General features: G+C 59.0%; 13 protein-coding genes. 10 read left to right on the top strand and 3 right to left on the bottom strand.

Annotated features, from left to right (window positions below):
• Positions 1-17 precede the first annotated feature (17 nt).
• The 7 genes from ADB08_RS10380 (at position 18) to secG (ending at position 8,892) form a co-directional block, all read left to right on the top strand.
• A complete protein-coding gene (locus ADB08_RS10380) occupies positions 18-965 on the top strand; it encodes a gluconeogenesis factor YvcK family protein (RefSeq protein WP_048731879.1) in 948 nt (315 codons plus the stop codon).
• Positions 966-1,156: 191 nt separating this feature from the next.
• Positions 1,157-2,155 carry a DNA-binding protein WhiA gene (gene whiA, locus ADB08_RS10375; RefSeq protein WP_048731892.1) on the top strand — a complete coding sequence of 333 codons (999 nt, stop codon included), beginning with the start codon at positions 1,157-1,159 and terminating at the stop codon, positions 2,153-2,155.
• A gap of 183 nt (positions 2,156-2,338) precedes the next feature.
• On the top strand, positions 2,339-3,343 hold the full coding sequence (gene gap / locus ADB08_RS10370; protein WP_048731894.1) for a type I glyceraldehyde-3-phosphate dehydrogenase: 1,005 nt from the start codon (positions 2,339-2,341) through the stop codon (positions 3,341-3,343).
• Between the two features lie 110 nt (positions 3,344-3,453).
• Complete coding sequence (locus ADB08_RS10365; RefSeq protein ID WP_049172950.1) at positions 3,454-4,665, top strand: phosphoglycerate kinase; 1,212 nt, start codon at positions 3,454-3,456, stop codon at positions 4,663-4,665.
• Between the two features lie 69 nt (positions 4,666-4,734).
• On the top strand, positions 4,735-5,523 hold the full coding sequence (gene tpiA / locus ADB08_RS10360; protein WP_049172948.1) for a triose-phosphate isomerase: 789 nt from the start codon (positions 4,735-4,737) through the stop codon (positions 5,521-5,523).
• A 202-nt stretch (positions 5,524-5,725) separates the two neighbouring features.
• Positions 5,726-8,554: a phosphoenolpyruvate carboxylase gene (gene ppc / locus ADB08_RS10355; protein WP_049172947.1), complete on the top strand. Its 2,829-nt coding sequence runs from the start codon at positions 5,726-5,728 to the stop codon at positions 8,552-8,554.
• Between the two features lie 101 nt (positions 8,555-8,655).
• Entirely contained in the window at positions 8,656-8,892 is a 237-nt protein-coding gene (gene secG, locus ADB08_RS10350; RefSeq protein ID WP_005510775.1) for a preprotein translocase subunit SecG, read from the top strand.
• 117 nt (positions 8,893-9,009) lie between these two features.
• On the opposite strand, the gene pgl is transcribed toward secG, so the two are convergent.
• The 3 genes from pgl to zwf are packed head-to-tail and all read right to left on the bottom strand — an operon-like array spanning position 9,010 to position 12,445.
• Positions 9,010-9,777: a 6-phosphogluconolactonase gene (gene pgl / locus ADB08_RS10345; protein WP_049172945.1), complete on the bottom strand. Its 768-nt coding sequence runs from the start codon at positions 9,775-9,777 to the stop codon at positions 9,010-9,012.
• Positions 9,774-10,790, bottom strand: a complete 1,017-nt coding sequence (locus ADB08_RS10340) for a glucose-6-phosphate dehydrogenase assembly protein OpcA (protein ID WP_016422736.1) — start codon at positions 10,788-10,790, stop codon at positions 9,774-9,776. The genes pgl and ADB08_RS10340 overlap by 4 nt, the downstream gene beginning before the upstream one ends.
• A 50-nt stretch (positions 10,791-10,840) precedes the next feature.
• A complete protein-coding gene (gene zwf / locus ADB08_RS10335) occupies positions 10,841-12,445 on the bottom strand; it encodes a glucose-6-phosphate dehydrogenase (protein ID WP_016422737.1) in 1,605 nt (534 codons plus the stop codon).
• Between the two features lie 134 nt (positions 12,446-12,579).
• Between zwf and ADB08_RS10330 the strand changes: the two genes are divergently transcribed.
• Genes ADB08_RS10330 through ADB08_RS10320 form a run of 3 tightly spaced genes read left to right on the top strand, consistent with a single transcriptional unit; the run spans position 12,580 to position 14,374 of the window.
• A complete protein-coding gene (locus ADB08_RS10330) occupies positions 12,580-12,942 on the top strand; it encodes a GntR family transcriptional regulator (RefSeq protein ID WP_016422738.1) in 363 nt (120 codons plus the stop codon).
• Positions 12,939-13,658, top strand: a complete 720-nt coding sequence (locus ADB08_RS10325; protein WP_049172943.1) for an ATP-binding cassette domain-containing protein — start codon at positions 12,939-12,941, stop codon at positions 13,656-13,658. Before ADB08_RS10330 ends, ADB08_RS10325 begins: the two co-directional genes overlap by 4 nt.
• Positions 13,655-14,374 (top strand): hypothetical protein, encoded by a 720-nt coding sequence (locus ADB08_RS10320; protein ID WP_049172941.1) that lies wholly within the window; start codon positions 13,655-13,657, stop codon positions 14,372-14,374. Before ADB08_RS10325 ends, ADB08_RS10320 begins: the two co-directional genes overlap by 4 nt.
• The last annotated feature ends 359 nt before the right edge of the window (positions 14,375-14,733 follow it).

Raw genomic sequence — 14,733 nt, 5'->3', positions numbered from 1 at the left:
TCGTGGAGGTGTAGAAATTGACATCAATTACCAGTCTGGGTGGCGGTCATGGTCTATTTGCCACGCTGAGAGCTGACCGTCAGGTTGCGGACCATGTCACAGCGGTGGTCACAGTTGCCGACGACGGCGGATCCTCGGGTCGCCTTCGTCGTGAGCTGGGGCAGATTCCCCCTGGAGACCTTCGCATGGCACTCGCCGCGCTTTCCGCAGATACGGAAAAAGGCGATCTGTGGGAAAAGACACTGCAACACCGCTTTGGCGGAACTGGCGCACTGGCAGGGCATGCGATTGGCAATCTGATTATCGCTGGCCTCACCAGTGTGATGGGAAATGAAGTCGACGCGCTTGACGAAATTGGCCGGTTGCTGCAAATCCGGGGTCGAGTCGTGCCCATGTCGCCGATCCCGCTAGAGATTGAGGCCGAAGTCGTTGGCTTGGAGCAGGATGCTCGCGTTGTGCGCCAGGTCCGTGGCCAGGTCGCAGTGGCCACGACACCTGGCCAGGTGCGCCGAATCCGGCTGATTCCTGAGACTCCGCCGGCATCCGAGGAGGCCATTGAAGCTATCCTCAATGCCGATTTGGTGACGCTGGGTCCGGGTTCGTGGTTTACTTCGGTTCTGCCACATCTTCAGGTGCCCGGGCTGCGGGATGCTCTGCAAGAAACCAATGCCACAACCGTCGTGGTGCTGAATCTTGTCGCCGAGCCGGGGGAGACCGCCGGTTTTTCTTCCGAACGGCACATCCATATGCTCACGCAGCATGCACCTAACTTGAAGCTCAATTACGTGCTTGTCGACGACAACACGCCGCTCGCGGATACCGAACGAGAATACCTGCAGCGAGCGGCGGATAGCCTAGACGCGCAGGTTGTCTTCGCCGATGTGCAAGAAGTTGATGACCACGGAGCTCTGACGGGTCGGCATTCGCCGGAGAAACTAGCTGTCGCACTTCGTCAGTTCCTCTAAAGCGTCCGGCCAGTCGAGGGTTTTAATGCATTCTCCTGCGAGGATGCAATAGACAATCAACTAATTGCCACTCGATTGGTACCGGATACTATCCTTGAGGTTTATTGCTAAAGCTCAAATGGGGTTAGTTTTACCTAAATTAACCAGGCCCAAACCCAGCTCGCACACATGAAATGAGGATGGACAGCATCGTGGCATTGACGGCGAAGGTCAAAGACGAACTAGCCCGCGTGTCAGTTTCGCAGGAAAGCGCTCAGGCAGCGGAGATTTCGACCCTGTTCCGCTTCGCAGGAGGACTCCACCTGGTGGCAGGTTCGATTGTGCTGGAGGCTGAGTTGGATTCCGGCGCTGTCGCACGCCGCCTGCGCTCCATGCTGGCCGAACTCTACGATGTCAAAGCCAGCCTCAATGTCTTGTCTCCCGGTGGCTTGCGAAAGACCTCGAAGTACATCGTGCGGGTAACCGATGGCGCGGAACTCGTCGTTAGGCAAACTGGCCTGATCGACTCTGCAGGACGTCCCGTACGTGGGCTACCACGCAAGCTGATCATGGGACAGAAGATCGATCAAGAAGCTGCATGGAGGGGTGCCTTTTTGGCACATGGTTCACTGACTGAGCCGGGGCGTTCCTCAGCTTTGGAAGTCACTGCTCCCTCTGCAGAAGCGGCACTTGCATTGGTGGGATGTGCTCGTAGACTCGGAATTACGGCTAAGAGCAAGGAGAATAAATCCCGCGGTGGCGATCGTGTAATCATCCGGGAGGGCGATGCAATCGGTGCGCTGCTGACGCGAATGGGAGCCCAGACTACTCGCCTGCAGTGGGAAGAACAGCGAATGCGTCGTGAAGTGCGAGCGACGGCCACTCGTTTGGCAAACTTCGACGATGCCAACCTGCGGCGCTCGGCTCGTGCGGCCGTTATTGCAGCAGCGCGAGTAGAGCGTGCTTTAGAGATTCTCGGTGACGATGTACCAGACCATTTGGTGTCTGCAGGACAGCTGCGCATCGAGCACAAGCAGGCTTCACTGGAAGAACTTGGGCAGCTGGCAAATCCGCCAATGACCAAGGACGCCGTCGCAGGACGCATCCGCCGTTTGCTCTCCATGGCGGACAAAAGAGCAAACGAACTCGGAATTCCCCCCACAACTGCAGTCGTTACAGACGAACTTTTTGACAAAGAAGTTGACGAGTAAAGCACCTGTTATGCCTAGTCAGGTGCGTAATTTTTGATAAATCTCCGTTTATTTGGGATTTTCGCACCAAACCACCGCTGCGCGAATGAAAAACCCAACGTACACTTCTGTAGTGAACCTGTTGGAGCGCAATCAGCGCCCTGACAAGTGGCATCGATTCGCCAATCCATTAAGGAGATTATTGTGACGGTTCGTGTAGGTATTAACGGTTTTGGTCGCATCGGCCGCAACTTCTTCCGCTCCCTGCTCGCTGCGGGCGCTGACCTGGAAGTCGTTGCTGTAAACGACCTCACTGATAACAAGACCCTGGCTCACCTGCTCAAGTACGACTCCATCATGGGCAAGCTTGACGCAGAGGTCACCTACGACGATGAGTCCCTCACCGTCAACGGCAAGCGCATCGCGGCATACGCTGAGCGCGACCCGAAGGACCTGCCGTGGGGCAAGCACGAGGTCGACATCGTCATTGAGTCCACCGGTTTCTTCACCGATGCCAACGCTGCCAAGGCTCACATCGAGGCTGGCGCCAAGAAGGTCATCATCTCCGCTCCGGCTAAGAACGAAGACGCAACCTTCGTTGTCGGTGTTAACCACACTGACTACGACCCGGAGAAGCACAACATCATTTCGAACGCTTCTTGCACCACCAACTGCCTGGCTCCGATGGCTAAGGTCCTGGACGACAAGTTCGGCATCGAGCGCGGTCTCATGACCACCATCCACGCATACACCGGTGACCAGCGTCTGCACGACGCTCCGCACAAGGACCTGCGTCGCGCCCGCGCTGCTGCACTGAACATTGTTCCGACCTCCACCGGTGCTGCAAAGGCAGTCGCTCTGGTTCTGCCGCAGCTCAAGGGTCTGCTGGACGGCTACGCACTGCGTGTTCCGACCCCGACCGGCTCTGTCACCGACCTGACCTTCACTGCGAAGAGCGAGGTCACCGTCGAGTCCGTCAATGCTGCCATCAAGGAAGCTGCTGAGGGCGAGCTCAAGGGTGTTCTGGGCTACAACGAGGACCCAATCGTTTCCAAGGACATCGAGGGCGACCCGCGTTCCTCGATCTTCGACGCACCGCTGACCAAGGTCATCGGCGATCAGGTCAAGGTTGTCTCCTGGTACGACAACGAGTGGGGCTACTCCAACCGCCTCGTCGACCTGGCTGTCTACGTCGGTGAGCGCCTCTAATAACTCACCTGGTTAATCCCAGACCCCGAACGGGCCGGGGTGGTTGCGCCTGAGTAGGGCACGCCACCCGCGGCCCGTTTTTTACACACTTTCACAAGGATTTCATTGAGATGACTGTTAAGACTGTCAAAGACCTGATCAACGAAGGTATTGAAGGCCGTTACGTCCTCGTCCGCTCCGACTTTAACGTCCCACTGAAAGACGGCGTTATCACCGATCCGGGTCGAATCGATGCTTCGCTGCCCACCCTGTCCGCGCTTGTCGAGGCCGGCGCCAAGGTCGTTGTTATGGCTCACCTGGGTCGCCCGAAGGGCGAGGTTAAGTCCGAGTTCTCCCTGGCCCCGGTCGCTGAGGCGCTATCTGAGCGCCTGGAGCAGTACGTCGCGCTCGCCGGTGATGTCTCCGGTGAGGACGCGCACGAGCGCGCTAATGGCCTGACCGAGGGCGATGTACTCTTGTTGGAGAACGTCCGCTTCGATCCGCGCGAGACCTCCAAGGACGAGGCAGAGCGCGCCGAGTTCGCAGCCGAGCTGGCTGCACTAGTTCCGGACGGAGCGTTTGTTTCCGACGGTTTCGGTGTTGTTCACCGCGCCCAGGCTTCCGTCTTCGACGTCGCTAAGAAGCTGCCGCACTACGCCGGCAATCTGGTTCAGGCTGAGCTTGAGGTTCTGCGCAAGGTTGCAGAGACCCCGGAGAAGCCGTACACCGTCGTGCTCGGCGGTTCCAAGGTTTCCGACAAGCTGGGCGTTATTGAGGCTCTCGCGCCGAAGGTTGACTCCCTGGTCATCGGCGGCGGCATGTGCTTCACCTTCCTGGCTGCCAAGGGCTACGCCGTTGGCGCATCCCTGCTGCAGGAAGAGATGATTGACACCTGTAAGGATCTGCTGGACCGCTACGGCGATAAGATCGTTCTGCCAACCGACGTAGTCGTGGCTGACAAGTTCGCTGCAGACGCTGAAAACAAGGTGGTAGACGCCACCGAGATTCCGGAAGGCTGGATGGGCCTGGACATCGGACCGGCTTCCGCCGAGGCATTCGGCAAGGTGCTCGCTGAGTCCAAGACTGTGTTCTGGAACGGCCCGATGGGCGTGTTCGAGATGGAGGCTTTCGCAGCTGGCACCCGCGAGGTTGCACAGGCCATCATCGATGCCACCACTAACAACGGTTGCTTCTCCGTCGTCGGTGGCGGCGACTCCGCAGCAGCAGTACGTACTCTGGGGTTGAACGAGGACGGCTTCAGCCACATCTCCACTGGTGGTGGCGCTTCGCTGGAGTTCCTCGAGGGTAAGACTCTGCCGGGCGTCTCCGTCCTGGAAGACTAAGATTTTTCCACCACCGGATTTTCATCGCTTAAAAATCCGCTAATTGATAGGGAAGTGAATTCCACCACTATGGCACGTACACCATTTATTGCTGGTAACTGGAAGATGAACCTGAACCATCTCGAGGCTATCGGTGTGGTGCAGAAACTCGCGTTCGCTCTGCCAAAGGAGTACTACGACAAGGTTGACGTCGCTGTCATCCCGCCGTTTACCGACCTGCGTTCGGTCCAGACTCTGGTTGAGGGCGATAAGCTCGGCGTCACTTACGGCGCGCAGGATGTCTCAGTCCACGAGTCCGGCGCTTACACCGGCGAGATTTCCGCATCGATGCTGGCAAAGCTCGGCTGCACCTGGGTCGTCGTCGGTCACTCCGAGCGTCGCGATATGCACGCAGAGGACGATGAGCTGGTCGCAAAGAAGGCCAAGGCAGCACTGCGCGAGGGCATGAACCCAATCGTCTGTGTCGGCGAGCCGCTGGAGGTCCGAGAGGCCGAAGAGCACGTCGAGTACGTTGTCTCTCAGGTCAAGGGCTCCCTGGCTAATCTGACCAACGCTGAGCTGGCCAAGACCGTCATCGCTTACGAGCCTGTCTGGGCTATCGGCACCGGTAAGGTCGCATCGGCTGCAGACGCGCAGGAAGTCTGTGCAGCTATCCGCGAGACCGTCGCAGAAATTGGGGACGCGAACATCGCAAAGGAGATGCGCATCCTCTACGGTGGTTCCGTCAAGGCCGAGAACGTCGCTGAGATCGTCGGCAAGCCCGACGTCGACGGCGGCCTCGTCGGTGGCGCTTCGCTCGACGGTGAAGCATTCGCGAAGCTCTGCGCACTTGCTGCAGATGCCGCTCAGAACGCCTAAGTGCATATAAATTCAGAACAACTGATAAGATAGGCGCCATGCGCGACCCCGGATTGGTTTTATTGATTCTCATAAAACCGATTCGGGGTTATTGCCTTTAGGCGGACTCAATCCAGGCACACCGACTGGCAATAAGTCAGCGCAATACATTTCCCGAGGCTTTCCACTTCGAATGCCCGGCAATTTTCAAAGGACGTGCTCAATGAACGAACAAGTACATGGTGACACTGACCGACACACTGCAAGCAATGAGCAATCCTCTTCGACCGCTACCGCGAAGCAGCAGGACTTGCTCTGGGAGGATATTCGCCACCTGGGTCGAATTCTTGGGCAGGTAATCCGCGAGCAAGAGGGTGACGAGGTCTTTAACCTGGTCGAAAATGCTCGCCGTGCAGCCTTCGAACTCCATCGTGGCGATGGCGACATCGAGAAGCTCACCGGCCTCTTCCGCGATATTGACCCTGCCGAGGCAAGCCCTGTCATCCGTGCTTTCACGCACTTCGCACTTTTAGCTAACCTCGCTGAGGATTTGCACGAGGAGCTGGGCATCGAGGCATCTCTCGATGCTGGCGATCCGCCGCAGGACTCCACGCTGGAAGCAACATGGCAGAAGCTTCGCGACGCCAAGGTTTCCAGCAGCGCCATTGCGGATATGATGGACCACATTGAGGTCGTCCCGGTTCTGACCGCACACCCAACGGAAACTCGTCGTCGCACAGTGTTCGATGTGCAGAAGCACATCACGGCCGCAATGCGGCGCCGCCACGAGATCCAGGCAGCCCCGATGAATGCGCGCACCGCGGACCGACTCGCTGAGATTGATGCCGATATCCGTCGCCGGATCCTGACGCTGTGGCAAACGGCTCTGATTCGCATGAACCGCCCGGATATTCGCGACGAGGTCGAAGTTGGTCTTCGCTACTACCAGCTTTCTCTGCTGGAAGCTGTGCCACAGATTAACCGAGACGTCGTCAAGCACTTGCGTCAGCTCGGCGGCGACAAGCTGCCGGCTAATCCAACCATTCGCATGGGTTCGTGGATCGGCGGTGACCACGACGGCAACCCATACGTGACGGAGGAGACGCTGCGCTACGCCTCCGATAGGGCAGCGGGTACGATCCTGCGTCACTACTTCTCGCAGTTGCACCTGCTGGAGCGCGAGCTCAGTCTCAGCGACCGCCTGACCAAGGTCACCGTAGATTTGGTCGGCTTGGCCAGCCGCGGCCACAATGACGTACCAAACCGCGAAGATGAGCCGTACCGTCGTGCGGTTCACGGTATCCGCGGTCGCGTGGCGGCAACAGCGGTGAACTTCTTCGACGAGTCCATCATTGAGGGCGACTGGTCGGAATTCACTCCGTATGACAGCGCCGAGGAGCTACTTGAAGAGCTCTCGATTATCGACGACTCCCTGCGGTCCAGCCACGATGACCTCATCGCCGATCACCGCCTGCGCGACCTGATGGATTCAGTGGAGGTATTTGGTTTCCACCTGTACTCGATTGATATCCGCCAGAATTCGGACTCTCATGAGGAAATCCTCACCGAGCTGTTCTCCGCTGCCGGTGTGGTGGACAACTACGCGGGATTGAAGGAAGCCGACAAGGTCGAACTGCTGACCAAGGAACTGCAGTCCTCCCGTCCGCTGGTTTCGACTTCCGCAGATCTTTCCGAAGCTACGGCTCGCGAGCTAGGCATTATGCGTGCGGCATCTCGTGCGGTGCGCAAGTACGGTCACGACGCGGTACCGCACTGCATCATTTCGATGTGTACATCGGTCTCCGACCTGCTGGAGCCGATGATTCTGCTCAAGGAAGTCGGTCTGATTCGCCCGAATGGCTCCCAGCCGACCGGTTCTGTTGACGTCATCCCGCTGTTCGAAACCATCGAAGACCTGCAGGCTGGTGCCGACGTGCTGCGTGCTGCGTGGGACATTCCGGTCTACCGCGCATACGTGTCCGCACGCGGAGATCTGCAGGAAGTCATGCTCGGCTACTCCGACTCCAACAAGGACGGCGGGTACTTCGCTGCAAACTGGGCGCTTTACGACGCGGAGGTCGCCATCGTGGCAGCCGCGAAGGACAACGACATTCACCTGCGTCTCTTCCACGGCCGCGGAGGTACTGTCGGCCGTGGTGGCGGTCCGTCCTACGAAGCAATCCTGGCGCAGCCGTCGGGTGCAGTCCAGGGGTCCGTGCGTATCACTGAGCAGGGCGAGATTATCTCTGCAAAGTACGGTCACCCTGCAGCGGCACGCAGGAACCTCGCCGCGCTGGTTTCGGCAACGATTGAGTCGACTCTGCTCGACGTCGATGACCTGAAGAACCCAGCTCGCGCCCACGAGATTATGTCGGAGATTTCCGACCTGTCTCGCGAGGCCTACTCGAAGCTCATGCACGAGGACCCGGGCTTTATTGACTTCTTCACGTCGTCGACCCCGGTCGATGAGATCGGCAGCCTGAACATCGGTTCGCGTCCGACCTCACGCAAGCAGACCCAGACCATTTCTGACCTGCGCGCAATTCCGTGGGTACTGTCCTGGTCGCAGCAGCGTTCTATGGTGCCGGGCTGGTTTGGTGTCGGCTCTGCACTGCAGGAGTGGATCGGCGAGGACGAAGACGGTTCCCGTCTGGCTGAGCTCCGTCAGCTCAACGAGATTTGGCCGTTCTTCAATTCGGTGCTGTCGAACATGGCGCAGGTCATGTCCAAGGCTGACCTGAACCTGGCGCGCGCCTACGCTAGCCTGTGCCAAGATAAGGCCGACGGTGAGCGCATCTACGGCATCATCAAGGCTGAGTTCGACCTGACTTTGGAGATGTTCCTGAAGGTAACCGGGTACAAGCACCTGCTGGAGGACAACCCGCTGCTCAGGCGCTCGGTGGACATGCGCTTCCCGTACCTTATGCCGCTGAACATCATCCAGCTGGAGATGCTGCGTCGCTACCGTGCCGGCGATAATCGCGACAAGGTGCGTCGGGGCATTCAGCTGACCATGAATGGTCTGGCAACTGCACTGCGCAACTCCGGCTAGGAATTCGCCTAGGGATAGGGCTAGGGATACCTAGCCAGCGGAGCAATTGCGCTAGTATAGTTGGAGTTCTTAAAGAAGCGACGTTTCAAAAGGAAGTGCGCGTGTACCTCGCCATACAGATTGTCCTGGTCATCACATCCATCCTGATGACGCTGTTCATCCTGCTCCACAAGGGTAAGGGTGGCGGACTGTCCAGCCTCTTTGGTGGCGGCATGCAGTCGAATCTGTCCGGTTCGACTGTGGTGGAGAAGAACCTTGACCGCGTCACTATTGTGACCGTGATTATCTGGTTGCTCTGCATTGTCCTGTTGCTGCTGTTCAATACTTTCGGCTGGTAGGTTCCGCACGCAGCACGCCCCACCGCAGGCCTTTAAGCAATAAAAATTCCCGTCGATAGCATTTCGCTTATCGACGGGAATTTGCTGTTTCTGGGCTGTTAGCGGTGAAGCGGAAGCCTAGAGCTGCGCAGCCGCAGCATCGTCAACAAAGACAACGGTTTCCTGAACACCGCGAACCCCGGCCGCCGGCCACTGCGCTGGGTCGTCCTGCTGAGCGATAGCTGCAATTGCCTCAGCCTTTTCGCCGCCCGCTACAAGTAGCCACACACGCTGAGAGCTGGCGATGGCCGGCATCGTCAACGTGATGCGGGTCGGCGGTGGCTTCGGGCAGTTATGCACGTCCACGACCAAGCGTTCCTGCTCAGCCAGCGCTGCGGTATGTGGGAAAATCGAGTTGATGTGTCCCTCTCCGCCCATACCAAGAAGGTGAAGGTCAAAGCCATTTGGAGCCATCTCCCGAACGATAGCTTCGTAGCTTTCGGCGGCCTCCGTGGTGGTCACGCCGCTGTCGGCAGCGGCAAACTCGAAGATGTTTTCCTCCGGCACGCCGACAGGGGACAAGAGACGCTTACGAGCAGCCAACGCATTGCGATCTGCCGAGTCGGCAGCGACAAAACGTTCATCTCCGAAGAACACCAGGACTCGGTTCCAGTCGATGTCTCCGGAATCGTCGGCAAGCGCACTGAGCAAAGCGGTACCCGCGCCGCCACCGGTGAGAACGACGCGTACGAAACCGTCATCGGTGACCGGAGAGGCGTTGCCATGTAGGACGGCGACAACCGCATCGATGAAGCGCTGACGTGCAGCCTCGACGATACCCGCCTGGTCAGCGGCGCGGTGGAACTGAGGGGCAGGGACGGTATTCGACGCGTTATCGGTGGTCACTTGTCAGAGACTCCTGGTTCGTTAGCGAAGCTAGTTGTTGTGGACGTCGGAGGTTGCATTCCCACCGTGTGAATCTGGCTGAGGCCACGCAGGGCACGTCCGTAGGCAGTATCGTGGTCGAGGTGACGCAGCTCCTCTGCCAAACATTCGGAGCGTGTTGGACGCGATACTGCAACCTTGAACGGGGGCTTTTCTCCGTTGGTGACCGATGCAGTGGTGGCGCTTTCAATATCGATGCGCAAAGTCTGGCCATTTTCACGCTCAAAGGCGACGGAGGTCACCGGTGGCTTGGCGCGGCCCTTTTCGTCCACCGGAATCTTCTTCTCACCGGTGGAGTAACGGTTGACCGGCAGCCCCAGGCGATCTGCCAACCATCCAGCGGCGACCTCGACCGATGGCGAGTCCTGTGGGCCGTAGATGGACACGGAGGTCACCGGCGAGTGCGGCGGCAAGTCGAAAGCGGATGCCAACACGCCGCGCCAGTTCGTCAGCCGCGACCAGCTCAGGTCGGAATCGCCGGGCGTGTAGCCCGTACGGCGCGTGTAGATAGCGTTGCTATTCGGGTCACACAGTGAATCGGTGATACGGCGCTGGGCAATCCGGCCGATTGGTGTCGCCGCTGGGACCTGCGGCGCCTCAGACGGCCACCACGCCACGACCGGCGTATCCGGTAGCAACAGGGGAGTCACCACAGAGCTGTGGTGCTGACCAATCTCTCCGGACATGTGCATAACGACGATCTCAGCGGCACCGGCATCACCACCGACGCGGAGTTCCGCGTCGAGGCGATTGTCCAGGCGTGGATCATCGGAGACCAATACCAGCACACGGGATGGGTGCTCGCGGGAAACGGAGTTGACCGTGGAGATAATGTTTTCCAGGTCGTCTTCGCTTTTGGCCAAAACAATCAGGGTGAGGACACGGCCCGTGGTGACGATGCCGCCCTGCTCTCGAAGCTGCACCAACTGACGAGCAATGCTCGCGGTGTCAGTGTCTGGCAAATTGACAATCATGAAAGTGTTCTTTCTGTCAGAAAATTCTTAAGAACTGAGAGGTCGGCAACCTATGGCCGTCGCCAAGCGCGACCGTCGCGCTCGAGCATGTGGTCAGCGGAGGAAGGCCCCCACGAACCTGCGGGGTAGCCCTCGGGACGACCGCGCTTGGCCCAGTACTCGATGATGGGGTCAAGAATCTTCCAGGACAGCTCGACTTCCTCGTTGGTGGGGAAGAGGCTGGCCTCGTCGAGAAGCGCATCCAGAATCAGGCGCTCGTAGGCCTCTGGCGACTGCTCGGTAAACACCTCGGAGTAGGAGAAGTCCATGTTGACATCGCGCACCTCCATGGCCGAGCCCGGGACCTTCGAGCCGAAGCGCATGAGCACGCCCTCGTCTGGCTGAACACGGATGACCATTGCGTTCTGGCCGAGAGCGGCAGTCATTGTCTCTGCGAAGGGCAGGTGAGGTGCGGACTTAAAGACCAGCGCAATTTCAGTGACGCGGCGGCCGAGGCGCTTGCCGGTGCGCAGGTAGAAGGGGACACCGGCCCATCGACGGGAGTTGATCTGCAGCGTACAGGCGGCGTAGGTCTCGGTCGTGGATTCGGGGTCGAAGCCTTCCTCATCGCGCAGCCCCGGCACGAAGTTGCTGCCCTGCCAATCCGCCGTGTACTGGCCACGAGCGGTGTATTTCGAAAACGGACGCACTGGCTCGACGGCACGCAGAACCTTAATCTTTTCCGCCTGCAGCTCTTCCGGGGTAAAGGCGATGGGCTCTTCCATTGCCACCAGCGCCAGGAGCTGGAGTAGGTGGTTCTGGATCACGTCACGAGCTGCACCGATACCATCGTAGTAGCCGGCGCGACCGCCCAAACCGATATCCTCGGCCATGGTGATTTGAACGTGGTCAATGTAGTGAGAATTCCACATCGGATCGAACAACTGGTTGGCAAAGCGCATGGCCAGAATGTTCTGGACGGTTTCCTTGCCCAGGTAGTGGTCGATGCGGAACACAGCGTCTTCCGGGAATACCGAGTTCACAATCCGGTTGAGTTCCTGAGCGGAGGCCAGGTCGTGGCCGAATGGCTTCTCAATAATCACGCGACGCCAATAATCCTCGCCCGACTGCGCCAGCCCCGAACGATCGAGCTGATGACAGACATCGGGGAAGTTAGCCGGCGGAATGGACAGGTAGTAGGCCCAGTTGCCAGCGGTGCCGCGGGAGCGATCGAGCTCCTCAAGTTGTGCGGCCAGGCGATCGAAGGCCTCGTCATCGGTGAAGGTACCGGTGACAAAGTGAATGCCCTCAGCCAGGCGCTGCCAGACACTCTCACGGAAGTCTGTGCGGGCGCCCTGTTCCACTGCGGTGCGCACATAATCCTCAAAGTCCTGTTTCGACCATTCGCGACGACCGTAGCCAACTAACGCGAAGGAGGCAGGCAGCAGACCGCGGTTGGCCAGATCGTAAATGGCAGGCAGAAGCTTCTTTCGGGCCAGATCGCCCGTCACTCCGAAAATCACCATGCCGCCCGGACCCGCAATACGCGGCAAGCGTTTATCCTGCGGGTCGCGCAGCGGGTTGATGTATCCGTCGTGGTTGGTGCTGTCGTCTCCGTTGTGCGGAGAGCTGGCAGTAGGGGAGTTCGAATCGTTGCGTTGCAGAGAATCACTCACGGTTTACATAATGTCATATCGAGAAAAGTCCGGTGGAATCGTTTCCGATTCCTCCGATGGGGCCTTGACGGGTCCCTTTCTTCTGCCTTAGGTTTATGACCTAGGTGGTATACCCATAAACCACGGAGGTGTATATGCAGGCGAAGGAGGCGGACCCTCGGCCCATCTACGTCCAGATCGCCGAGGATCTGAAATCAATGATTTTGTCCGGGGAGCTCTCGGCTGAGGATCGTGCCCCTTCAACCAAGGAGCTCTCGGAGTTTTATCAGGTCAACCCAACCACGGCCGCCAAGGCCATGACGGAACTGTCGATGGTGGGGCTTGTGGAGAAGAAAAGAGGACTCGGCATGTTTGTCACTCCAGATGCCCGTGAGCGCATTCGCGCTGAGCGTCGTGAAGCGTTCCAGCGCACCTACATCGAGCCGTTAAAAGCGGAGGCCGGCATTCTCGGCCTCACGCTCCACGACATCATCGCCATGCTGGAGGAGGAGAAATGAGCATCTACGGCGTGATTGGCCCCAACGGCGCCGGCAAGACTTACTACCTGCGTACCCTCGCGCAGATGCCTACGGCGGCCCTGGCGAAGGCTGCACCCGACACCCAGGTCTTCGGTGCCACCCCGCGCGAATATTTCCAAATCCTGCGCACCGGCTGGGATCAGCTCGATGTGCCCCACGCGGAGTCCCTCCTCGATTTCCCCGCTGACACCCCTATCAAAAGGCTCAGCCTGGGCCAGCGCCAGCTGCTCATCGCCGCTGCCACCCTGGCATCGGGCAAGGAAGCATTGCTTTTCGACGAGCCCTTCAACGGCCTCGATGTCGAGCACCGCGCCACATTGCGCGGCATGCTTATCGACTCGGCCGAATCGGCCAACATTGTGGTCACCTCGCAGCACTCCCAGGATCTAGCCGGCCTAGTCGACACCTTGATTGTCATCCACAAGCAGGATGCGTACGGGCCCTATGACGTCGATAAGCTGCGCGCTAGCCATCCGGTGCTGCGAGGCCCTACGGATCTCGTGGCGCAGGTGGCCGGCCCAGTGCTCGCTAAGAAAACCCTCGGCGAGCGCTGCGAGGCAATCCTGGCTACAGAGCTCAGTTCGTCTGCCGCTGCGCATGCCCGCGCCCTCGGCGTTGAGGTGAGCTACCTCGACCCCGCGGCCCTCATCGACCTCGCAAGCACCTCCTCCTACATCGAACGGAGCAAGAAATGAGCACCGGAGCTTTCATCGCGACCAACAAGAAAACCTTCCTCGGTGTTGCCGCCGTGGCCATCCTGTACTCGGCCTTCGGGCGCATGCTCGTAGGCAGCGGAACCGGCAACACCTTGCTTGGCATTATCGCGCTGGGCATCCTCTTCCTCATCACAGCCCGGCGTTCGGTCACCCTGCGTGACTACGGCGTGAGCACCGCCCGCTGGGTACGCTCCGCAATCATCGCAATCTTGGGCACATCGTTGGTGGCTGCCGCCTTCATCGTCACGGCGATGGTCATCGAACAGAACAAGTCCGGTTACTACCGCGGATTCGATAGCTTCATTGTCACCTCCGGACCGGCCCTGTTTCCGGACACTAACGGGGAGCTGTACATGATTGAGGATTCCGGGCAAAACTACACCACAGTTCTGCTCACCGCGCTGTGCGTCTTCTTGAGCTTCCTCATGGCTACCGTGGCGAGCACCGCAGTCGGCACCGTCGCCGGCGCGAAGGGCACTCGTGCAGGATCGATCACCATTGGCCTGGCCCTGGTCACGCTCTTCCTCTTTAGCTATCTGCTGGACGTGACCAACTCCGTACCGGGCGCCCCCTGGCCGGCTGTGCCGATCTTTGCCTCAATCATCGCCGTAATCTCTGCGTTCGTGATGGCCTGGGCTTTAAAGGAAGACAAACGCCCACTGCCCTCTGTGCGTCCCACCTTCGCCACGTCCTAGCACCAATAGAAAAGCTCCCCTGCGCGGGGAGCTTTTTCATGTCCAACGTTGAACATGCGGGTTAAGTAACACAACAGGCGAACCGAAACTGACAACCCCAAAAGTTACGGGCTGCAGATGTGAAACTGTGTGAGTTTATGACACTTTCAAGCTATTTTTCGGGGGTAGGTTCAGGCGGTGAATGCATCACCACTTTCGACCAGGAGAAGTAGTGAAGCAAACCCGCCGAACGAAATACAGTGCCATCAAACCGATTGCGCTTCAACACATTGCCAACGGGGCATCAGCAAGCGCGGTTGGGCGCGATTTAGCGATTCCCTCACCAACTGTCAGGCGGTGGGCGCGACAAGCCGGAATTG

The sequence above is a fragment of the Corynebacterium sp. 239_CJEI genome (assembly GCF_001055995.1).
Classification (GTDB): Bacteria; Actinomycetota; Actinomycetes; order Mycobacteriales; family Mycobacteriaceae; genus Corynebacterium; species Corynebacterium jeikeium_D.
This window is presented reverse-complemented; position numbering and strand designations above follow the sequence as displayed.